The sequence below is a fragment of the Leptolyngbya boryana PCC 6306 genome (genome assembly GCF_000353285.1).
GTDB lineage: Bacteria > Cyanobacteriota > Cyanobacteriia > Leptolyngbyales > Leptolyngbyaceae > Leptolyngbya > Leptolyngbya boryana.
Map to the genome: position 1 here is coordinate 993,735 of NZ_KB731324.1, position 21,100 is coordinate 1,014,834.

Genomic DNA, 21,100 nt, shown 5'->3' on the forward strand with positions numbered 1-21,100 from the left:
AAAAGCGTACATCGAGTAAAAGCACTTTCCAATTCTAACCAGCAACGTTGTGCAAGATGTGCTGTCAAATCTTAAATCTTGCCAGGGCAATTCAGGGAATGTTGGGCACTTCTAACTTTGCCTCAGTGACTCTCACTATAAAACCATCTCTGGAAATCTGCGCAGATTTCCGGAATTTATCTGCACTGTTTACCTTTCCCGCTTCGTGGGGATACGAATTCTCATATGAAGGTCAGCATAAACTTCTTTAAGTTGCTGAAAAAAATCAGTAAAACTGGGGAAACAGTCTTCAAAAATTCATGCTCGCTGCCGAGAACTTTTACGGATCTGTGTCGCGGTTCTTAATTCAAGGTTTACAAATCTCGGCAGATCACGTTCTCGCAAAACTTCAGTACATTCTCTCAAAGCTTCCATCTTGAGTCGGACAAATAATGGTCGCATAGAGTTAGTGCGTGAAATCGAGTCTATGAAATTTGTCAAAGGTTTACTCTCGGTTACGGCTTTGTCGGCGATCGCAATTATCAGTCACACGGGATCGGCTCAAGCGATCAGCTTCAGCATTACCCACGGTGCTCCTGGAGCGGGCGGTGTTACCAATCAAGGTGCATACTCTGACTTGCAACTTCCAGGAACGAAAACTGTAGATTTCAACTCTGGCAGTGTGCCGACGACGGGATTTGCAAAATACAGCTTTCAGAAAAACAATGGGTCTAGCAGCGTCCGTTCTGATGTCTGGGCGCCCGCAGGTGTCAGTGGACAAGTAAATACGAGCAAATACCTCGCTGTATTTGCTGGTAACGATGTCACGATCGATTTAGCCAACCATTTGGATTACTTCGGAATCAACTGGGGCGCAATGAGTCCTGGCAACGTGTTCTCGTTCTTCGATGGCAATCGTCTGATTCAGACGATTGGCTACAACGATGTGAATCCGCTTGCGGAAGTGCGGGCATCCCAACATGGCAATGAAGGAAATGGTTTCGTCCATTTCACCGCTACCCAGAAGAATCAGTACTTCAACCGGATTGTGATTTCGCAAATCGGGGGCGGCGGTTTTGAGTCGGACAACCACTCGTTCCGCATGGCTTCGGTTCCTGAACCAACTGCAATTTTGGGCTTGACCGCGGTCGGTGGCGCGTTGCTGCTGAAGCGCAAAAAACAAACTCAAATTGAAGAGTAAGTTCGATCGCCTTGCTTGTGAGTTGGATTACATCTAAAAGTGTTTAACGAGTTTCACCCCTCTTCAATCGAGGGGTTTTATTTTGCGGTTTCAATTACAGGGGAGCGGTCGCTGTTGAAAGATTGTGCGATCGATCAGAGGTCGCAGTATTGCGTTGAGCGCGAAACATACCAAATCGGCAAAGACCTGTGCCAAAAGCAATTCGCATCAGGATCAAGGTCGGAACTTCTCGCAGGGATTTGATCAAGCCTGATGCCCCAAATTTGATTAAGCCTTGGGGTCGGGCAATGCCTTGCCAAATCGAATCGAGCCAGGATGGCAGCGTCGGTTCTGTCCAGTCTGCGGTGATCACTTCACCTGCCACGAATCCGGTTGCCGCCAATTGTTCAGAAAATCCTTCAATACTCGAAAAAGCGGGATGTGCCCATTGATCGAGAAGTTGTTGCATCACCGGGCGCTCCCAAAAATTGAGCGGAATTTGACGATCGTCTCTCTGATTCCAATCGGCGACAACCAGAATGCCGCCGGGTTTGAGAACGCGCATTAATTCTCTAGCAAAAATCGCCTTATCTGGCATGTGCGGTCCTGCTTCAATTGACCAAACGACATCGAAACTGGCATCGGGATAAGAAAGTGCCATCGCATCATCGACTCGAAACTGTGCGGTGACGCCCGCGGGCGTTAATTCTTGAGCGCGTTTGACTTGTTGGGGGCTAATCGTCACCCCAGTGACCTCGAATCCATAATCTTTTGCCAGAATTCGGCTACTGCCCCCGATTCCACACCCGACATCGAGAACAGTTGTGCCAGGGGGAAGCTGATCTAATCCACCCCAGCGCACCATTTCATGCACAAAGTCAGATTTTGCGACAAGAAAATCTTTGCGGCGAGGCGGTGCGCCATAATGCCCCAGGTGAATATGTTCGCCCCAGTAAAACTCTAAAATGCCATCTTCTGTCCATGCGTCATATGACGTTGCGACCGAATCAGAAGATTGATATCGACGAGGAGTGATCAGATAAATAGCAATGCCGAGAATGGGTAGGGCAATCAAGAGCCAGAGAACGAGAGATAAATTCATGAATTCAGAGATGGTTGCCTGCAGCGAAGCGGATCTACTACGTTTGTACTTCTGTCAATCTAACGCAGTTCAATCTCAGAATTCAAATTCAGCCAGTTCTCGCCCCAGATCAGCACATAATATCAACAGCTTACGTCGGGGCAGCGGACAAATTTTGCCTTGTTGAGCGAAGTCATTGAACATCCGCGTTACCGTAACTCTCGTCGTGCCAAGCATTTCCGCGATTAATTGATGAGTGAGAGGTACATCAAGCAGATACCCTTGATCGACCTGGGTGCCAAATCTTGCGGCAAGCCAGTACAACAGTTTGAGTAATCGCTGTGACGTCGATCGAATATGCATGAATTGCAGCATGATTTCGGTTTGATTCGTGTAGCGCATCCATGCTGCTTGGGCTTCCGCGTTTGAGGTCGGAATTAATTGTGCGGTCACGTCTGTGAGACATTCGAGTTGATAATGCTTGAGTCGAGACAGCGGTTTCCCAATCATGTCACCTGCTCCCCAAATTCCAAGGGTTGTGACTTCTCCAGATCCAGTCCAAGTTACAGAACGCACATATCCTGTTTCGATTTCCCAGAGACAGTCGGGACGGAGCGTTAACAGTTTTTTGCGCTGAAACTGCAGCTTAGGCGATCTCAAAAGCGACAGGGTGAGGGGTGAGTTGAGGGAGGAGGAATGAACCAGGGGCATAAGAATTTGGGGATAGGGGAACGAACAGGCTAATGTGATGAAAGTTACACTCAAATCTCAAGATTCTTTGGGATTTGTAATTGCAATTTTTTAGGACATAGACCCGAGGAAAGAGGCTGTACGCGGCTAAAAATTAATGCAATTATTCTCACTTACTATACCGGGATCCCCCCGAAAAACGTTCCTTTTATTATCACTATCGTTTAACTTTGAAAATCTTATGCTAGGTCAGTTAATGATATTTAATAGCGATAGATAGATTCGATTATCACGGGCATTGATCTCGCATTTTTCCGTAGTTGAAGGGTTAATCAAATGTCTCAAAACCTAGTAGAGTGGTGCGTAGGTCATGTGTGATCATTGTCGATTCCACAAGATTAAAACTAGGTGGTGAGCTAGTGATGAACTCCCTTCGATCTTGGGCGCAACAAATTCAACACGTGTGCAATGAGTCGGGGAAGCATCTTAAGCAGTCCGCGTCGATGCGATCGTTGCAACGAGTCAGTGCGCTGCAAAAACAGTTAGGGAAACAGCCTAAAGTCCCGAAACCTGTGACGATTGTGCTCACTTCGCTGGTGCTATCTGCTGCATTGGGACAGCGATTTTATGACCAACCTCGTTTGAGTATAGGTAAGATTGCGCCTGAAACGATCACAGCGCCGAGAGATGCCCAAGTCGAAAATAAACAAGCGACAGAAGAGAAACGCAGAGCAGCGCGCAGCATTTCGACTCCGGTCTGGATGCCCGATGTGGCTCTGTCCGATGAAATTCGCAAAACGGTGCAATCCCACTTAGATGCAGGACTAAAACTGCGGAAAGACGCTGGAGAGTTTCCCTATGTCGAACTTGAAAAGCTGTCAGAACCGACTCAACGATATTTACGCAAAGCCGAAGTCTGGGAATGGAAAGCGATCTTAGAAGCGACTCAAGCTCCGAATACTCAGCTCGTCGATCGCATCAGTGATCCAGTGCAACGCCGAGCAGCAACAGAGCTATTTCGGAATAAAAATCAAACAACTCTGGATGGACTATCGGGTCTAGAAGCGAAAATCACAACGGCTCAGCAGCACTATGTCACGGCTCGTTCACAGCTTAGTGCGCCTTACGATCCAACTTTGTTTGATGTTTCTGACGTAGCGTGGCAGAAAATGCAGGGCGAAGTAATGGCAACGCTCGATCGCATGTTGATGCAAGGGATTGCACCTGGGCTAGAAGAAACATATGTGAGAAATGCGATCACACTGAATTTGCAAATTGCGACTCCGCCCGAAACAAGAGCGATCGCAACCCAAATCCTCGTCAGTGCGCTGAAACCGAATTTAGTCAAAGATGAAGATCGAACCCGCCAACAAGCCGAACTTGCGGCAAATAATGTTGAGCTTGTGATGGTGAACGCTTACCGGGGTAGAGCGATCGTTCAGCAAGGAGCAGAGATCACGCAGGATGCGTTTATTTTGCTTGACTATTTTAAGCTGAGTCGCCGCGAAACAAATTGGTGGGGGTTAGTGGCACTCTTTGGCTGTGTCAGTGGCTCCGTTGTTATTTTTTGGCGATTAGAACAGCGCTATCATCCCAAAGGATTGCGGAATCGAGACTACTGGCTGGTGGGCTTGATGTGTCTCAGCACGCCCTTGTTCATTTTGGTCAATGTGCCTTCAACGAATTTACCTGCGATCGGGGTGTTGATGGGAACGTTCTATGGTTCGGTTTTAGCTGTCACTGGGGTAGGATTACTGACGATCATTTTGCCGATCGCCATGGGATTAACTTGGACGCAGTGGTTACCGAGTGCGATCGCTGGACTCACGGTGGCACTGTTCGCTGCAAGAGTGCGATCGCGTGAGGAGTTAGCTTTTCTAGGATTAGGGGTTGGAGTGACTCAAGGCTTGCTCTTTCTACTGCTTGGCGCTCTGTCTGGAGTTGCTTGGTACAGTTTGCTCGGAGGAGCCGTTTTAGAAGGCTTGTTGGGATTAGGGTGGAGCATTATTGCCATCGGGATTAGCCCCTATCTTGAACATCTGTTTGATGTGGTCACCACCTTACGCTTGGTCGAACTTGCCAATCCCAATCGAGCGTTGTTGAAGCGGTTGGCAGCCGAAACTCCGGGCACGTTTCAACATACTTTATTTGTTGCGAATCTGGCAGAAGCCGCTGCACGGAAACTGGGGTGCAATGTGGAATTAGTCCGAGCGGGAACGCTCTATCATGACATCGGCAAAATGCATGACCCCCTCGGATTTATTGAGAATCAAATGGGGGGCGTGAATAAACATGATCTGATTGATGATCCGTGGCAGAGTGCAGCCATTATCAAGAAGCATGTGACAGAAGGCTTAGTCATGGCACGTCGCGCGCGATTGCCCAAGGTCGTGCAAGCGTTTATCCCAGAGCATCAAGGGACAATGACGATCGCATATTTTCATCACCAAGCCCTACAACGCGCTCAGCAGGATCAGACGATCATCGTCAACGATGAGGATTTTCGCTATGACGGACCTGCTCCCCAATCGCGAGAAACCGGGCTTTTGATGTTGGCTGATTCTTGTGAAGCGGCACTGCGATCGCTCAAGGATGCCACGCCAGACGATGCCTTAAATATGATTAACAAGATTTTGGCAGCCCGCTGGAAGGATGGACAGTTGAGTGAATCCGGCTTGACGCGATCAGAAATGAGCACGATCGCAGAAGTTTTTGTGCAAGTCTGGCAACAATCGAATCATCAACGTATTGCATATCCGAAAGCGAAGTAATTTCGATACCTAATATTGATGAATTGATGAAATCTTGCTGAACTTGGAAGCTTTTCCAGATCATCTCGGCAATTGTATGGAGAATGAAGCTAGGTGTGAGAATGTTAGGGTTTTACCTCTGCCTGAGGATAGATCTCTGCTCAGAGTTATTACGTATTTTTAATCAGTCCTTGAAAAAATCACGAGCAAGGCATGATTGACAGAGTTTTTCCCAAGAAACGCTTCATGATTCGTTGGTTATCGTCTGTTTCCGGTAGTTTTTCCGTTACGGCTACCTGTACACTGCTGAGCTGTGCGATTTTGCTGCCTCGCGTTGGCATTACCCCTCAACCTGTTCGCATCGCTCAAGCTGCTGATCCAATTGAGCGGTCTCGGGTAGCGCGCCCAGTCCCAGTTGTGGAAAGAAAGATTGCGGGAGTGCCGATCCGCCTCGTCACGATCGATCTAACAGACCCGCAGACTTTTATTAATATTGGGCTGGCAAACGAGGCAATTCGGGCAAATAGTGCCCGATCGACTCGGGGCGATGAAGCGTTTGAATCTCTGGTGAAGCGGCATCGCGCTGCGATCACCGCCAGCGGAACTTTCTTTAGCATGGATGAGCAGAAGCGCGTCATGGGCAATATGGTTGCCGCTGGTCGCTTTCTGAAATACAGTCCTTGGGAAAATTATGGAACTACTTTAGGACTCAAGCGCGGCAATCAGCTCGAAATGGTGACCGCTCGAACGGAGGGAAAGCCCAAGTGGGAGCGGCATTGGTTCTCGTTGACGGCGGGTCCGCGATTGTTGAAGCAAGGCAGAATATCGATTCGTCCCCGGCAGGAAGGATTCAGTGATCCATCGGTTATGGGAGTGGCGACGCGATCGGCGATCGGCTTTCCCAAAAGCGCGAATCGGTTGTATTTGGTAACTTTCCACAAGCCGATTACCTTGCAGAAAGAAGCGGAGATTATGAGAGCGATCGGGGCGCATGAAGCGATGAATCTCGATGGGGGAACGTCGGTGGCATTGGCGGCAGGCAATCGTGTTTTACAGTCGGCGGGTCGAGATTTGACGAATGTGATCACGGTTTACGACACAAAATTTCCAGCGCCGGAAGCGTTAAAGCGATCGTGGCAAACTTTTCAGCAAGATGATCAGGTTGCACTCAGGTTTAATCCAGCTAGCCCGTAGCCCTGTCAATTCAATCAGGTCAGACGAATTGAATTCGGGGTGCTTAGCTGTTCTGAATGCTGAGCGGCTGAGATTGTTTGACAGGAGAAGGCGCGATCGATAAATCTACATCCGTTTCCTCAATTTCTGCAAACGGATCTAACCACGGCAACCAAATCCGAAACGTACTGCCTTTATCTGGAACCGACCAGAACGACAACGTGCCCCCGTGCATTTCTGCTAATCGTTTTGTCAGCGCTAGTCCTAATCCTGTCCCTTCATGCTTGCGAGTCATGGAAGAATCAATCTGCTGAAAGGGTCTAAACAATAAATGCCAGCGATCTTTGGGAATGCCAATGCCGGAATCTTCGACTTCTAGACAAAGATAAGCGGTCTCTTGATTAATCGGACTGCGATCGGGGCGAACATCTTGAACCAGTTGATAGCCATACCCAATCCGGGCAATCAGTGACACTGAGCCTCCCTCGGGCGTAAACTTCACGGCATTCGAGAGCAGATTAATCACCATCTGACGAACCCGCCGTTCATCGAGGGGAACACGATCGAGATCATCGCCCAGTTTCATTTCCAATTTCAGCCGCTTCATCTCGGCGCTCGGCTGCACCATTTTCAGACATTGCTCACACATTTCTCGAATGTTCACAGGTTGCAGACTCAGCTCTGCTTTGCCCGCTTCGATTTTGGCAATGTCTAATAAATCATTGATGATTTTCAGCAAATGAATTGCCGCATCATCTGCTTGCTGAAGAAACTCTAATTCTTCTTCACGATCGTCACAACAGCCATCGCGCACCAAGCGGACACAGCCAATAATGGCATTCAAAGGAGTTCGCAATTCGTGAGAGGTCGTTGCCAAAAACTCGCTTTTGACTTGGTTCGCTGCTTGCGCTTCTTGCCACGCTGCTTCTAGCTCACTGGCTCGTTCTTCTAAACGCTCCACCATATTGTCGAGTGCTTCAGCGAGATAATTGAGTTCTCGAACCTTGAAATTCTTGGGGGCGCGCTCACCATCAAAACGCTGGCGGATTTTCAGTGCGTATTCGCTCAATTTCTCGATCGGACGAGCCAAATCGCGTGTGAGATAGAGGGTTGCTAATAAAATTGCAGTTAACAAACCCAAGGTGAGGATAATCAAAACCTGCTTGATATCCCCTAAGCCAAACAGCGCACTGTCAACCGAAGTTGCCGCGAGCACAACCCACGTCGAAGTCTCTCCATTCTTCAGCGACACCTGAATCGCACTGCTCCCGGCTAGCCACTCTGCACCGTTCTCTTCAAACAGGACAGGTGCAAGCGATTCGCGTTCATTTGAGGCGCGTGCTCCCACGGTACTGCTCGCCATTGCCTGTTCAAACACTCGTTGTAGCTGCTGAGAGTTTGCTTCTTGGCGAATATTCCGCCCGATCCGTTCAGGAATCGGATGCGCCAGAATTACGCCCGTATCATCAATGACAACGGTATAGCCCGATGAAATTGCATTCACTGCTGGCTCTGGTTTTGAGTAAAGCGATGCCTGCACGCTCAAGGCATAACGCTCTCCAGATTTGAGAACCACGGGCGCGCTCATGACTAAGCTCAATTGATGATCAACCGAAACTTCTGTGCCAACTTTAGCAGGCTGTCCAGGCGATACCTCAATATTGTTGGAATTGACCACATTGGCAGGAGTCTCTCTATTTTGCCAGGGATCTCGCGGAAACTGCACGATCGGTTGATTGCCACATGTACTGGACTGAACAGTTTGAGTTTTCAAGTTCAGCAGTTGGATACATTGCAGCGAGAGTGGGGAATTGCGCTGCAACTGCTCGAGAAAGTCATAGGTTGCTTGAGGAGAATCGAGTTGAAGTGTGGCAGACGTGGTTGCTAAAGCGAGATTCGATCGTAAAGTGGCGATCGAAGTTTGTAGTTCTTCTGCTTTGCGGACAGCGCTAGCTGTGAGGGTAGACCGCGCTGTTTGAAGGAGTCCTGATTTTGCTTTCTTATACGCAACAACTTCGCCTGTCAATAGCACCGGAATACTAAGGAGTAACAAACGCCATAGCAGGATGCGACGAAACGAAGATTGACGTGACTTTGCCATAAGCCCTAGGACTGGATAGGGGACGAAGACAGGAAAGCGGCAGAGCAGAAGAGCGATGACAAGTTTCTAGAGCGATGAGCGGAGGCAAGGCAGAATTTTGCCGAAACGAGTAGTGAACGATCTTATCGGCATAGTTCGAGATGATTCATCCGCTATATGTACGATCTTGAGCGAATTCGCACCAAAAATCATATTTTTACTTTAACGGCGATAGAGCGTTCTAACCAGTTTTGCGCGAATTTCTTCAAAATGGCAGTACCCAGGCGGGGGATATGCTGCGGACTGATATGCCAGATTTGAGCAAATTCTATTACCCTGTATGAAGCTACTGAACTGTGGATATGGTTGAACAATTCCAGCCCCGAACCTCGATCGCTTGGATCAATAAGATTTCTGAAGTTCCGCAGCTCGCCTGGGATGCTCTGGCAATGCCGCTGAAAACGCCGTTTCTCGAATGGGACTGGTTGCATACTCTGGAGACATCGGGCAGTACAACGGCTCGCTCTGGCTGGTTACCGAATCATTTAACGGTTTGGCGAGACCATGAGTTAATTGCTGCCGCGCCGCTGTATATCAAAGGTCACAGTTATGGTGAGTTTGTTTTTGATCACCAATGGGCGGATTTAGCCGATCGCTTAGGGATTCAGTATTATCCAAAACTCTTAGGAATGTCACCGTTTACCCCGGCTGAGGGGTATCGATTTTTGATTGCACCGGGAGAAGATGAGGACGAGATTACCGACCTGATGGTCAGCGCGATCGATCATTTCTGTTCGCGAAATCGGATCTCTGGCTGTAATTTTCTCTATGTTGATCCCGATTGGCGTGTGGTGATGGAACGTCACGGGTTTAGTTCTTGGCTGCATCACAGTTTTATTTGGTCGAATCAGAACTATCAATCGTTTGATGACTATCTAGGCGCATTTAATGCGAATCAACGCCGCAATATTAAGCGTGAGCGGAAAGCCGTGACAAATGCGGGCTTATCTTTCAAGATTCTGACTGGGGATGATATCCCAAAGTCAATGTTTTCGCTGATGTACAACTTCTACAGTGATACTTGTGACAAGTTTGGCTGGTGGGGGAGTAAGTATTTAACCAAGAAATTCTTTGAGCAGCTTTATACGAGCTACCGTCATCGCGTTGTGTTTTTTGCGGCTTATGCAGAAGGGGATGAGCATCCGATCGGCATGTCGTTTTGTCTGACGAAGGGCGATCGCTTATATGGTCGTTACTGGGGTTGTACTCAGGAAATTGATTGCTTACATTTTGATGCTTGCTATTACGCGCCGATCGAGTGGGGCATTCAAAATGGCATTCAACTATTTGATCCGGGTGCGGGCGGGCGGCATAAGAAGCGGCGAGGCTTTCCGGCAATGCCAAATCATTCGCTGCATCGGTTCTATAACAGTCGGCTGTCGCAGATTTTGCGATCGCATATCGAGCAGATTAATGATCTCGAACAACAAGAAATTGACGCGATTAATCAAGAATTGCCGTTTAAGCAACAAACAATCGACTTCAAAATTTAGAATGGATAAGCTGACACGGGTTGGACTCTCATGACTCAAGCGGTTTTTAATCCCACTGCTTTGGATGACAAGCTCTCGAATCGGTTTATTGAACTCGATCCGAGCGGCTATTTTTTGATTTATCTCGATCGATCCGGCGGGGTCATTTGCGCCGATTTTTACACGAATACGATTAACGAAAAAGGGTTAGCCTGCGACCCAGAAACGGGTGAACCGTTACCTTGTAGCGGCGGGTTGAAGCGACAGCCGAGCGCAGTTTTTCGGGGTCGGACGGCGAAAGAGTTGTGTATTGAAGTGTTTGAGAAGCCTGAAACTTGCTGTATTACTCGATTGGATCATGCAGCGTATTTGGGTCGGGAATTTGTCCGGGCAGAATCCTGTTTGTTTGGCGATCAAGAATACGTGCAAGATTAGAATCGGGTTCGGCTCCGCTGGTGCTGAGGTTGGTGAAGGGGAGCCGAGGTTTGCAACCTATAGAAATTCCTCGATCGCATGGGCTAACGCATCGATTTCTTCTTCGGTGGTGAAGTAATGTACACATGCCCGAACACAATTCGGATTCAGAATCACCCGCAGAAAGAAATTTCGCGCCTCTAAATATTGAACCAGTTGCGGATGCTTGCCATTCTCTAACTGAAACGAGACGAGTCCAGAAGCAGGAGCCGAGGTTTTGAGGCATTTCACATTCGGCAATGCTTTCAATCGTTGCCAGAGGTACGCACTGCGATCGCAAATCATTGAATATCTTGTTTCGGCAAAGGGCTGATGAAACGCGATCGCCTCTCTCAAAGCTGGATACAGCGGAATCGCAGAAGTGGCAATCTCAAAAGCGCGACCATCGGATTGAAAGCACTCGGGAGTTCCTTTGGCATCGGTGATCACACTGCGCCAGCCAATAAAGGTTGGATGTAAGGTTTCTCTTGCTTCAGGGCGAACGTACAAAGCACCAACTCCCGCCGCTCCACACCACCATTTATGACCAGTGAAGGCGTAGAAGTCTGCGTTTAATTCAGTGAGATTTAGGGGTAAAACGCCTACAGACTGAGCGGCATCGACGAGAACTTGTACTGATCGCGCATGACAAATTTCCACCATTTCTTGAAGTGGTAAAACTTGCCCCGTGTTCCAGAGAATGTGGCTAACCACGAAGAGACGAGTATTGGGTTGGAGAAACTGTTCGACGATCGCGCTTGGATCACCCGAATTCAAAGTCTCTAATAGGGGACAAACCGAAACCTCTAAATCAAATCGTCTCTGAAGTTCTTGAACGGCTGCCACGATTCCTTGATGTTCGCAATCGGTGAGCAGAATGTGATCGCCTGCTTGCCAATCGATTCCCCACAGGGCAATATTGCAGCCAACCGAGACATCTTCGGTGAGAGTAATCGTGTCTGCAGTTGTGCCGAGTTCTTTCGCGATCGCTGCTCGCGTCAAATTTCCTTCTTGCACAATCCAGGAATTCGCTGCACTGGAAAAAGGACCCAATTCCTGAAAGCGAATATTTGCATCTTGGAGGGCTGCAATTGCCGATCGCGGCATCGTTCCTTGTCCGCCGTAATTAAAATACGCTTTCCCAGCGAGATATGGAAATTCAGCCCGATGCTGTTGTAAAGACATAACGCAACTCTAAGCACTCTCTTCATCCTACGATGAAATATTCGTGACTCTTTGCGGATTGCGCTTGCTCCTCTAAGATAAGTATTTGCAGCACATTACACCTTAAACGCAATGGCAGAGACAATCTTCTTTAACGCCCTTCGGGAAGCGATCGACGAAGAAATGGCAAAAGACCCGACAGTATTGGTGATGGGAGAAGATGTCGGGCATTATGGCGGCTCCTATAAAGTCACCAAAGATTTGCATAAGAAGTACGGCGATTTGCGATTGTTAGATACCCCGATCGCCGAAAACAGCTTCACGGGTATGGCGATTGGTGCAGCAATGACTGGATTGCGTCCCATTATTGAAGGGATGAATATGGGCTTTTTGCTGCTGGCGTTTAACCAGATTTCAAATAATGCGGGCATGTTGCGCTACACGTCTGGCGGGAATTTCAAAATTCCGGTTGTGATTCGCGGTCCCGGTGGAGTAGGAAGTCGGCTCGGAGCAGAACACTCTCAGCGATTAGAAGCGTATTTCCAAGCGGTTCCAGGTTTGAAAATTGTGACCTGCTCAACGCCTTATAACGCGAAAGGGTTACTCAAATCTGCCATTCGTGACGATAATCCTGTTCTCTTCTTTGAGCATGTTCTTCTGTACAACTTGAAAGAAGATTTGCCCAACGAAGAGTACTACTTGCCGCTCGATAAGGCAGAAATCGTTCGCAAAGGTAAAGATGTGACGATTCTGACCTATTCGCGGATGCGTCACCACGTGATGCAAGCGATGAAAACGCTAGAAAAAGAAGGCTATGACGCAGAAGTGATCGATTTGCTTTCACTGAAGCCGTTAGACTTTGAAACGATCGGTGAATCGATTCGGAAAACTCATCGTGTGATCATCGTTGAAGAATGTATGAGAACGGGCGGAATTGGAGCAGAGTTGACGGCTTCGATTAACGATCTCTTTTTTGATGAGTTAGATGCTCCGGTGTTGCGGATGTCTTCACAAGATATTCCGACTCCTTATAACGGAACTCTAGAAGCATTAACGATCGTGCAACCGCCGCAGATTGTGGAAGCAGTTCGGAATATGGTTCCGCTCAAGGTGTAGCGAGAAGGGTCAATCGATCGAAGAAAAGCGATCGATTGACCCTTCAGCTTATTAACTGATGTCGATTAAGTTGTAATAGAACTCGTTAATGAGATTAAGATGTAGCGCCGGATCTAGGTCTGAATTATTATACAAATGAACTATACGATATCCAGCTTCTCGATCGGGCGGATTCTGATCCTAAAAATAGCTTTAAATCTGCTTTCAGAATAAGGTTGCGGAGTCTACCATGTGCCTGACTTGACAGATTAAGATTCGGATTCCGGATCTTAATTTGTCAAAGACGATGGATAAGATTCTGCGCAGTGAAATAATGCAGCAAAGATACGGGCTATTTCTAAAGGTGAAATTTTGGATTGCAAAATTGCTGAATAATGCTCCGATTTGGGATCTTATCCACCAGGAATGCGGTTCAATGCCCGATTTGGGATCTTAGACTGCAAGGTAAAAGAACGCTAATAAAGTTGTTATGTATTAAGAGGAAAGCATATGACCCAAATAATAAAGTTCTTGGCTATTATTACCTTGGTGGGTTCAATTGCTTGGCTTGTCTCAGATCCGGGCTTCGAGCCAGCACTCGCGTTGGTAGGCTCAATATCAACTCTAGTATCAGCGGTAGTTGTTGAGAAACGCAGTAAACGGCTTGCACGACAGCATCAGTCTGTCTCAAATTCCTCTATGGGTATTCAGGCAGGTGGAGATGTAAGTATCGGAAATAGCAATAGCGACGAGCATGCTAAATAAAGATCAGGAACAAAACGTCGCCCAAGGGAGTACTGCAATCCAAGCAGGCGGTGATGTCACAATTACGGGGTTAACTTACACTGAAGTTAGAAACGTTGCACTTGATGTCTTTAAAGCAAATTTCTATGAACTTGCGGGAGTTGCCAAAGAAATAGCTAGAGCCAGAGCCGAAGAAATTACTGAAGCATTTCTATCGAAACTACAACAAGAAAATTCAAATGGGTTTAAGAAATCGAACGATCCCGATTTCCAGTACGCACTTTTTACAGTTCAGAAGGAATACGCCAGAAATGGTGACAAAGAGCTTGGAGATCTTCTGGTTGATCTTTTGGTCGATAGAAGCAAGCAAGAGCAGCGCGACATTTTACAGATTGTTCTTAATGAATCTCTTATCACAGCACCCAAGTTAACCGAGAACCAACTTGCCGCTTTGGCTGTAGTATTTCTGTTTAGGTATACACAGAATTTTCGTGTTGGCAATCATCAAATGTTTGGTGAGTACCTTGACACGCATGTTGCTCCGTTTGCTTCAAAACTCGTTAAAAATATAGCTTGTTATCAACATCTCGAATTTTCCGGTAGCGGAGCGATTGGGCTTGGAGAAATCAGCCTTGAAAAGATTTTGGGTAAGACCTATCAGGGACTATTTCTGAAAGGATTTGAAGAAAAAGAAATTACAGATAGGAGTATCTCTATTGGAATTGCTCAAGGTTTCTTCATACAGTGCCTTAATGACCCATCCAAATTACAGGTTCGTGCGATTAACAAAGAATCGCTAGACAAGGCTTTGGAAGAATGTGCAATTTCGGCTGAGGAGCGTGTCCAAATTCATGCTCTGTTTGACCTCGGAAAAATGAACGATTCGGAGATTAAAGACAAGTGCATCGAAATTAAATCCTACATGTCTAACCTTTTTGAAACATGGTCGGAGTCTACGATGAAGAACTTCAAACTTACTAGTGTGGGGATCGCGATTGGTCATGCAAATATCAAGCGCTTGACAGGTGAGTTCACAAATTTATCTGCTTGGATAAACTAATGCATCCCACCCAAGCGAATTGCCTAGATCCTCTTGGGTGGGATGCAAAGCTCCTGCTGATCCGAAAGATAAGCCATAGGGCAATGCAGTCGATGATACTAGCTTCTTGCTCTCTGTCCCACCCAACTCAACCTGAGAGAATTCGCGCAATCCTCTACATCAATCTAACCCTACCCCAAAGCAAATCTTTTTAGCGGCTTCGTAAGGCTATTTTTATTACTCGAACCGTATCCAATGCAACGTCCTGCATAGAAAGCGCTATCATAACCTTTGTCATAACGGGATTTGCTATGGGACGGCAACGAGGATTATTAATACTCATTTTGGTGATGGTGCTTGCCTCCATTTACATCATTGTGGATGAGCGGCACTTTCCAACACTATTAGGATTGGACTTACGCGGCGGTTCGCAAATTACGATTCAGGTCAAACCCACCGCAGAGATCAAAAACATTACATCCGAACAGCTTGGAGATGTCCAGCGCGTCATCGAAGGGCGGATTAATGGACTCGGCGTATCAGAGCCGCTCGTACAAACAGCAGGCGAAAATCAGATTCTTGTCCAGTTGCCGGGAGTTAGCGATCCCGAACAGGCAGAACGAGTGCTCGGCGGAACCGCTCAACTCGATTTTCGGGCGCAGAAACCTGGAACAGAACAGCAACTCCCGATCGAATATCAAATTCGCCGAGAATTGCTCGCCAAACAGAAAGAACTGCGAAAATCGAACGACGAAAAAGCGATCGCCGAAAATCAAGCCGCTCTCAAACGTAGCAATGACGCGATCGCCGCTTTATTCGACTCACCTGCATTAGGTGGTAGAAACTTACAGAATGCTCAGCCCGAATCTGCCCCCGGTTCAAGTGCTTTCAGTGTCGCACTGAGATTTGATCAAGAAGGCGGCGATAAATTTGCCCAACTCACCAAAAGCTTGGCAGGAACAGGTCGCTCTCTCGGAATTTTCTTAGACAACGGCTTAATTAGCTTTCCTAGCGTCGGTGCAGAATTCGCACAGACTGGCATCACAGGTGGAGGTGCAGTCATTACCGGAAACTTTACAGCCCAAGAAGCGACAGACTTAGCTGTACAGTTGCGAGGCGGCTCACTCCCGCTGCCTGTTGAAGTCGTCGAAAACCGGACAGTCGGTGCAACCTTGGGACGCGATAGTATTCAGAGCAGTATCTACGCTGGACTGGGTGGATTGCTATTTGTATTAGGCTTCATGGTTGTCTATTATCGGCTCCCTGGCGTAATTTCAGCGATCTCGCTCGTTATCTATGCGCTCCTCACCTATGCCGGATTCAAACTCTTAGGTGTAACGCTGACTTTGCCTGGAATCGCCGGATTTATTCTCAGTATTGGGATGGCAGTCGATGCGAATATTCTGATCTTTGAACGGACTCGTGAAGAATTGCAGTCTGGTAAAACCCTGTATCGATCGGTCGAGTCCGGCTTCTTCCGCGCCTTTTCCAGCATTCTCGATAGTAATGTGACCACTGCGATCGCTTGTCTTGCTCTGATTTTTCTCGGTTCTGGGCTAGTTCGTGGATTCGGAGTTACACTTCTGCTCGGTGTCGCCATTAGTATGTTTACGGCTGTGACTTGTAGCCGCACCCTCCTGCTGTATGCCTTGACCTTTGCCGGATTACGCAAGCCTGAATGGTACAGCCCCAACGTTCCCAAAGCTAATCAATCGATCTCGGAGACCGCTTCATGAAACTGAATGTCATTCGCCAGCGAGGACTGTGGTGGGCGATTTCTGCAATCTGTATCCTTGCAAGCATCATTGCCATGCTGATGCTCCAAACTCAAATCGGCACACCTTTACGTCCGGGACTCGACTTTAAAGGTGGAACGCGTCTGCAACTAGAACTCGATTGCAGTCAGCCTGGAAATTGTGATAAGCCCATCAGCCTCGACGCAATTCGTGAAGTGTTGAAGACTGAGAATTTAGGCGACTCGAGCCTTCAACTTGTCGGTCAGGATCAGCGAGCAGTGTTGATTCGGACGAATACATTAAGCGTGGATCAGCGCACTAAACTGCAAGCAGAACTGCAATCGAAAATTGGCAAATTTGATGCGGCGAAAACGCAGATTGATACTGTCGGTCCGACGATCGGGAAACAGCTCTTTCAATCTGCACTCTTGGCGCTGATTGTTTCCTTTGCAGGCATCACGTTCTACATGACAATTCGCTTTGAGTTGGACTATGCGATTTTTGCAATTCTCGCGCTTTTCCACGATGTGCTGATCACCGTTGGTTCCTTCGCAATTCTGGGGTTAACGCCTTTGAGAACCGAAGTCGATAGCTTGTTCGTTGTGGCGCTACTGACGATCGTGGGTTTCTCGGTCAACGATACGGTTGTCATCTACGATCGTATTCGCGAGACGATTCAACTTAACCCAGGTCAGCATATCAATGAGATTGTCGATGATGCAGTCAATCAGACCTTAACGCGATCGATCAACACAACTTTGACGGTGTTATTGACGTTATTTGCGCTGTTTTTCTTCGGAGGCGAAACGCTGAAGAATTTTGCATTGGCGTTGATTATCGGATTTGCTATGGGAGCGTATTCAAGTATCTTTATCGCGAGTACACTATTGGCACTGTGGCGTGAGAAGCGGGGTCGAGCCTTTGCCCCGGTGAAAACGGCAGCAGTAGAAGCCGAGTAACGATAAAGTATGACACCTCCAGATTTCATTGACCCGAATGCACCCAAACTTGACCCCAAATTTCAAGCCGCTGTGCAACGCTTGCATCAATTGACAGTATTGGGGCGGTGGCTGACCCTCATCGGACTGTGGTTGACGATCGGGGCACTGAGTCTCTGGGGGTTACGCTATCCAATTTCGCTGATGCAAGATTACTTTACCTGGGCAGCATTGCGGCATGGGTTAGCGAACAATTTGCTTGCTTCACTTGGCTTAGGGTTGTGTATTGGGCTAACGGTGAGTGTTCTGGTTTGGCAGAGCCGAAATATTCTGTTTGGTCTGCCCAAACCTGAGCAGGAAAGACTGGAACGAATGGTGTTCAAGATTTGGCAACAGGGTGAAAGTCATCCGCTCTGGAAGTGGATTCAGCCCAAGTCATCGAGTAGAAGTTGAAGTGCAGAAAACCCGCTACGCTAGATGAGTGAATTCTAGAAAGCGATATGCAAAATTCTGAGCGCAATTCTCCCGCTGCACCGCTGCTTCAGAGTGCAACATTGATCTCAATTCTCGCGGCGATCGTGATTAATGCGCTTTCCAATGTGTTTCCGCTACGAGGCTTAAATATTGGCGCGATCGCAAATCAGGTTTTAGGCGGAGTTTTGATCACGCCAGCGAATTATGCGTTTGCGATTTGGGGTGTGATTTACCTAGGTTTAGTCAGCTTTGGCATTTATCAAGTGCTTCCGGCTCAGCGTCATAATCCCCGGTTATTGAAATTACGCGCTCCGATCATTTGGGCATCGATTTTTCAGATTGTTTGGGTGTATTTATTTCAACTGCAACAGTTCTGGTGGTCTGTTGTCTTCATGTTGGGGATTTTGTTGAATTTGATTGCTGCATATTGGTGGTCAAGATTTCAAAATACTCGGATTTCACGTGAAGATAAATGGTTGGCTCAGATTCCAATTCGGATTTATCTAGGCTGGATTAGTGTGGCAACGATCGTGAATGTTGCCTCTGCTTTATACGCTTCTCAGTGGAATGGTTTTGGCATTGCGCCGAGTGTGTGGACAGTGTTGATGCTATTGATTGCAGCAGCGATTACTTGTGCGATCATTCTCCAATATCGAGATGTGGCATTTACGGGCGTAATCGTGTGGGCATTTTTAGCAGTTGCGGTGCGTCAATCTGCACAGCCTGCGATCGCGATTACTGCGCTTGGTTGCGCGATCGGGCTTTTAGTGTTGCTGTTGTTGAGAATATCGAAGAGGCAGACAAACTCGCTGCGGGGATGAGTTCTAATTGATTGGGATGCGATCGCGAAAGTTTCTGTAATTTCTCTAGATCATCCGTGTAGAAGCGCGATCGCAGTGTATCAATGAGAGAAAGCCTCCTATTGATACCTTATGACGATCGATCCTATCTCGCAGGCAGTGATTACGAATCTGATCAAACTTGCGATCGAGACGGGCTGGAAACAAGCTGGCAACCAAATTGATAAGAAAATCCAGCAGCAAGTGGGTCATGCGATCGAAGAGTATGTCCGAACGTATGAAAAGCGACACTGTACGCTGAAATATGATTGTCTGCGAATGGATAATTCGCAGACTTTGGAAGAGATCTACACTGATGTCCAGGTTTTGAATACTCGTGAGAGTCGTCGGTTTGAAAGTCCTGAAGCGTTGAAAGAATTGTTTCTAGAGACGGGGCGAGGATTTATTTTTGAGAAAACGACTCGACAAGAAGGTATTGCGGTCGCAAATCTTGAGCCTCGATTGATGGTGCTAGGAAGTCCGGGAATTGGCAAATCGACTTTTCTCAGGAAGGTTGGACTGGAAGCGCTGAAGTGGGAAACGGCAAGGTATCGACATGAATTGATTCCGGTATTTATCGAGTTAAAGCAGTTTGGGGATCAACATAGTGAGATTGAAAAGCTGATTGCTGAAGAGTTTGAGACTTGTGGTTTTCCCAATGCGGACGTGTTTACGCAGAATCTTTTGAAAGCAGGGAAGCTTTTGATTTTGCTGGATGGTTTGGATGAAGTGCCGACCGCTTATGTCGATCGAGCGATCAGCCAAATTGGAACATTTGTTGATAAGTACGACAAAAATCATTTCATTGCATCCTGTCGAATTGCTGCCTATAAAGGAGGATTCCCGCGATTCAAAGATGTGACGATGGCGAACTTTAATGATTCGCAGATGCAGACTTTTGTGCAGCAGTGGTTTCGACGAGAGCCGAAAGTGGCAGAGCAGTATTGGCAATTACTCGATAGTTCAGAGTACAAAGCAGTCAAAGAACTTGGTCAAACGCCTTTGCTCTTAACCTTGCTTTGTGCCGTTTATGACGAATCGCAGAGCTTACCGAAACGAAGATCAGCGCTGTATGGTGAAGCATTGGAAGTTTGGCTGAAGAAATGGGCAGCAGAACGACGAGTTCACCGCGATCCGATCTATCAAGACTTGAATCTTCAGCTAGAACAAGTTTTACTATCTGAGATCGCTTATCAAAGCTTTGCCGAAGATCAGCTATTTTTCTCAAAGCGAGAACTAACTGATCAGATTCGAGCTTTTCTTGTGGGCAATTTGAATGCACCCAAGCATCTTGATGCAGAAAAGGTATTGAATGCAATTCAAGTACAGCAAGGAATTTTAGTTGAACGCGCTAGAGATACTTTCTCATTCTCACATCTAACTTTTCAGGAGTATCTCACCGCTCAATACATTGTGGATGAGCAGCAATTAGAAACCCTGGTAACGAATCATTTGATGGATAGACGTTGGCGTGAGGTTTTCTTTCTTGTAACAGGTCTAGTGAGAAGCGCGGATGTGCTTCTAAACCTTATGAGAGCTAAAACACAAGAATTGCTGTATACAGACAAACTTAAAGGACTGATCAGATGGACAAATGCAGTAACAACTGGATCAGCAGGTGATTTTAAGCCAGCAGTTATGAGAGTCATTACACTTTTCTATGCACTAGCCCTTGACTCCTCCCTCACTCCTAATTGCTGTATAGCCCTTGTTCTTGCCCTCGATCGCTACTGCGCTCTAAATTTCACCCTCGACGGTGCTCTTACCCTTGATGGAGTGATTGAGAACTCTATCACCCTTAACCACATCAAAGTCTTTGCCTCTATCAATTTTCAAGTCTTGGTCAATCAACTTGAAGCGATGAAAGACTCTGTTCCAAGCGACGATGCTTCATTAGAGGAGCGTCGAGTTTTTATTAGTCAACTTCGACACATCTGGTATGACGCTCTCCACCTTAATCCTAAGTTGCTTAAACTATCCCAGGAAGAGAGACAATCTCTCGAAAACTATCTCTACGCCAACGAACTGATGATTCGCTGCAAAGAAGCTGCCTTGCGAGTGTCGCCGCAGGTGTGGGACGCGATCGAATCCCGAATGCTAACCGTCAGCGATGATGAAATTGACTTGTAAAGCGCGATCGTCGTTAAAATGAA

17 protein-coding genes are annotated in these 21,100 nt (G+C 47.2%); 13 read left to right on the forward strand and 4 right to left on the reverse strand.

Translation table 11 applies throughout. The annotated features are described in order from the left end of the window. Positions 1-466 precede the first annotated feature (466 nt). Positions 467-1,180 carry a PEP-CTERM sorting domain-containing protein gene (locus LEPBO_RS0104605; RefSeq protein ID WP_017286363.1) on the forward strand — a complete coding sequence of 238 codons (714 nt, stop codon included), beginning with the start codon at positions 467-469 and terminating at the stop codon, positions 1,178-1,180. A gap of 94 nt (positions 1,181-1,274) precedes the next feature. Here the strand turns inward: LEPBO_RS0104605 and LEPBO_RS0104610 are convergent, their stop codons facing one another. Next, the gene (locus LEPBO_RS0104610) at positions 1,275-2,261 is read right to left on the reverse strand and encodes a methyltransferase domain-containing protein (protein ID WP_017286364.1); all 987 of its coding nucleotides are present in this window, start codon (positions 2,259-2,261) and stop codon (positions 1,275-1,277) included. A 75-nt stretch (positions 2,262-2,336) separates the two neighbouring features. Then, entirely contained in the window at positions 2,337-2,951 is a 615-nt protein-coding gene (locus LEPBO_RS36180) for a Crp/Fnr family transcriptional regulator (protein WP_036044394.1), read from the reverse strand. Positions 2,952-3,352: 401 nt separating this feature from the next. Here LEPBO_RS36180 and LEPBO_RS0104620 point away from each other — a divergent pair, with 401 nt between their 5' ends. Beyond that, positions 3,353-5,701 carry an HD family phosphohydrolase gene (locus LEPBO_RS0104620; protein WP_017286366.1) on the forward strand — a complete coding sequence of 783 codons (2,349 nt, stop codon included), beginning with the start codon at positions 3,353-3,355 and terminating at the stop codon, positions 5,699-5,701. A 192-nt stretch (positions 5,702-5,893) separates the two neighbouring features. After that, positions 5,894-6,874, forward strand: a complete 981-nt coding sequence (locus LEPBO_RS0104625) for a phosphodiester glycosidase family protein (protein ID WP_017286367.1) — start codon at positions 5,894-5,896, stop codon at positions 6,872-6,874. Between the two features lie 43 nt (positions 6,875-6,917). Here LEPBO_RS0104625 and LEPBO_RS0104630 read toward each other — a convergent pair whose 3' ends face one another. Further along, positions 6,918-8,954: a sensor histidine kinase gene (locus LEPBO_RS0104630; RefSeq protein ID WP_017286368.1), complete on the reverse strand. Its 2,037-nt coding sequence runs from the start codon at positions 8,952-8,954 to the stop codon at positions 6,918-6,920. 341 nt (positions 8,955-9,295) lie between these two features. On the opposite strand from LEPBO_RS0104630, the gene LEPBO_RS0104635 reads away from it, so the two are divergent. Beyond that, positions 9,296-10,486, forward strand: coding sequence for a GNAT family N-acetyltransferase (locus LEPBO_RS0104635; protein WP_017286369.1), 1,191 nt, complete (start codon positions 9,296-9,298; stop codon positions 10,484-10,486). A gap of 30 nt (positions 10,487-10,516) precedes the next feature. Then, a complete protein-coding gene (locus LEPBO_RS0104640; protein ID WP_017286370.1) occupies positions 10,517-10,900 on the forward strand; it encodes a DUF4346 domain-containing protein in 384 nt (127 codons plus the stop codon). A gap of 57 nt (positions 10,901-10,957) precedes the next feature. Here the strand turns inward: LEPBO_RS0104640 and LEPBO_RS0104645 are convergent, their stop codons facing one another. Next, positions 10,958-12,103, reverse strand: coding sequence for an aminotransferase class V-fold PLP-dependent enzyme (locus LEPBO_RS0104645; protein WP_017286371.1), 1,146 nt, complete (start codon positions 12,101-12,103; stop codon positions 10,958-10,960). 111 nt (positions 12,104-12,214) lie between these two features. Between LEPBO_RS0104645 and LEPBO_RS0104650 the strand changes: the two genes are divergently transcribed. The 8 genes from LEPBO_RS0104650 (at position 12,215) to LEPBO_RS0104690 (ending at position 21,077) form a co-directional block, all read left to right on the forward strand. Next, a complete protein-coding gene (locus LEPBO_RS0104650; RefSeq protein WP_017286372.1) occupies positions 12,215-13,198 on the forward strand; it encodes an alpha-ketoacid dehydrogenase subunit beta in 984 nt (327 codons plus the stop codon). Between the two features lie 286 nt (positions 13,199-13,484). After that, on the forward strand, positions 13,485-13,634 hold the full coding sequence (locus LEPBO_RS42805; RefSeq protein WP_017286373.1) for a hypothetical protein: 150 nt from the start codon (positions 13,485-13,487) through the stop codon (positions 13,632-13,634). A 297-nt stretch (positions 13,635-13,931) separates the two neighbouring features. Continuing rightward, a complete protein-coding gene (locus tag LEPBO_RS0104665; protein ID WP_017286375.1) occupies positions 13,932-14,981 on the forward strand; it encodes an LPO_1073/Vpar_1526 family protein in 1,050 nt (349 codons plus the stop codon). A 290-nt stretch (positions 14,982-15,271) separates the two neighbouring features. Next, on the forward strand, positions 15,272-16,696 hold the full coding sequence (gene secD / locus LEPBO_RS0104670; RefSeq protein ID WP_017286376.1) for a protein translocase subunit SecD: 1,425 nt from the start codon (positions 15,272-15,274) through the stop codon (positions 16,694-16,696). Next, positions 16,693-17,655: a protein translocase subunit SecF gene (gene secF, locus LEPBO_RS0104675; protein ID WP_017286377.1), complete on the forward strand. Its 963-nt coding sequence runs from the start codon at positions 16,693-16,695 to the stop codon at positions 17,653-17,655. Before secD ends, secF begins: the two co-directional genes overlap by 4 nt. A gap of 9 nt (positions 17,656-17,664) precedes the next feature. Continuing rightward, positions 17,665-18,087 (forward strand): hypothetical protein, encoded by a 423-nt coding sequence (locus tag LEPBO_RS0104680; RefSeq protein WP_017286378.1) that lies wholly within the window; start codon positions 17,665-17,667, stop codon positions 18,085-18,087. A gap of 47 nt (positions 18,088-18,134) precedes the next feature. Continuing rightward, a complete protein-coding gene (locus tag LEPBO_RS0104685; RefSeq protein WP_017286379.1) occupies positions 18,135-18,929 on the forward strand; it encodes a tryptophan-rich sensory protein in 795 nt (264 codons plus the stop codon). 111 nt (positions 18,930-19,040) lie between these two features. After that, complete coding sequence (locus LEPBO_RS0104690; protein WP_017286380.1) at positions 19,041-21,077, forward strand: NACHT domain-containing protein; 2,037 nt, start codon at positions 19,041-19,043, stop codon at positions 21,075-21,077. The last annotated feature ends 23 nt before the right edge of the window (positions 21,078-21,100 follow it).

Excerpts from the sequence above, each read along its gene's own strand:
- LEPBO_RS0104665 (WP_017286375.1), top strand. The coding sequence starts at position 13,932 with ATGCTAAATAAAGATCAGGAACAAAACGTCGCCCAAGGGAGTACTGCA.
- LEPBO_RS0104645 (WP_017286371.1), bottom strand. The coding sequence starts at position 12,103 with ATGTCTTTACAACAGCATCGGGCTGAATTTCCATATCTCGCTGGGAAA.
- LEPBO_RS0104605 (WP_017286363.1), top strand. The coding sequence starts at position 467 with ATGAAATTTGTCAAAGGTTTACTCTCGGTTACGGCTTTGTCGGCGATC.
- LEPBO_RS0104685 (WP_017286379.1), top strand. The coding sequence starts at position 18,135 with ATGCAAAATTCTGAGCGCAATTCTCCCGCTGCACCGCTGCTTCAGAGT.
- LEPBO_RS0104620 (WP_017286366.1), top strand. The coding sequence starts at position 3,353 with ATGAACTCCCTTCGATCTTGGGCGCAACAAATTCAACACGTGTGCAAT.
- LEPBO_RS0104640 (WP_017286370.1), top strand. The coding sequence starts at position 10,517 with ATGACTCAAGCGGTTTTTAATCCCACTGCTTTGGATGACAAGCTCTCG.
- secF (WP_017286377.1), top strand. The coding sequence starts at position 16,693 with ATGAAACTGAATGTCATTCGCCAGCGAGGACTGTGGTGGGCGATTTCT.
- LEPBO_RS0104610 (WP_017286364.1), bottom strand. The coding sequence starts at position 2,261 with ATGAATTTATCTCTCGTTCTCTGGCTCTTGATTGCCCTACCCATTCTC.
- LEPBO_RS0104630 (WP_017286368.1), bottom strand. The coding sequence starts at position 8,954 with ATGGCAAAGTCACGTCAATCTTCGTTTCGTCGCATCCTGCTATGGCGT.
- LEPBO_RS0104635 (WP_017286369.1), top strand. The coding sequence starts at position 9,296 with ATGGTTGAACAATTCCAGCCCCGAACCTCGATCGCTTGGATCAATAAG.
- LEPBO_RS36180 (WP_036044394.1), bottom strand. The coding sequence starts at position 2,951 with ATGCCCCTGGTTCATTCCTCCTCCCTCAACTCACCCCTCACCCTGTCG.
- LEPBO_RS0104650 (WP_017286372.1), top strand. The coding sequence starts at position 12,215 with ATGGCAGAGACAATCTTCTTTAACGCCCTTCGGGAAGCGATCGACGAA.
- secD (WP_017286376.1), top strand. The coding sequence starts at position 15,272 with ATGGGACGGCAACGAGGATTATTAATACTCATTTTGGTGATGGTGCTT.
- LEPBO_RS0104625 (WP_017286367.1), top strand. The coding sequence starts at position 5,894 with ATGATTGACAGAGTTTTTCCCAAGAAACGCTTCATGATTCGTTGGTTA.
- LEPBO_RS0104690 (WP_017286380.1), top strand. The coding sequence starts at position 19,041 with ATGACGATCGATCCTATCTCGCAGGCAGTGATTACGAATCTGATCAAA.
- LEPBO_RS42805 (WP_017286373.1), top strand. The coding sequence starts at position 13,485 with ATGGATAAGATTCTGCGCAGTGAAATAATGCAGCAAAGATACGGGCTA.
- LEPBO_RS0104680 (WP_017286378.1), top strand. The coding sequence starts at position 17,665 with ATGACACCTCCAGATTTCATTGACCCGAATGCACCCAAACTTGACCCC.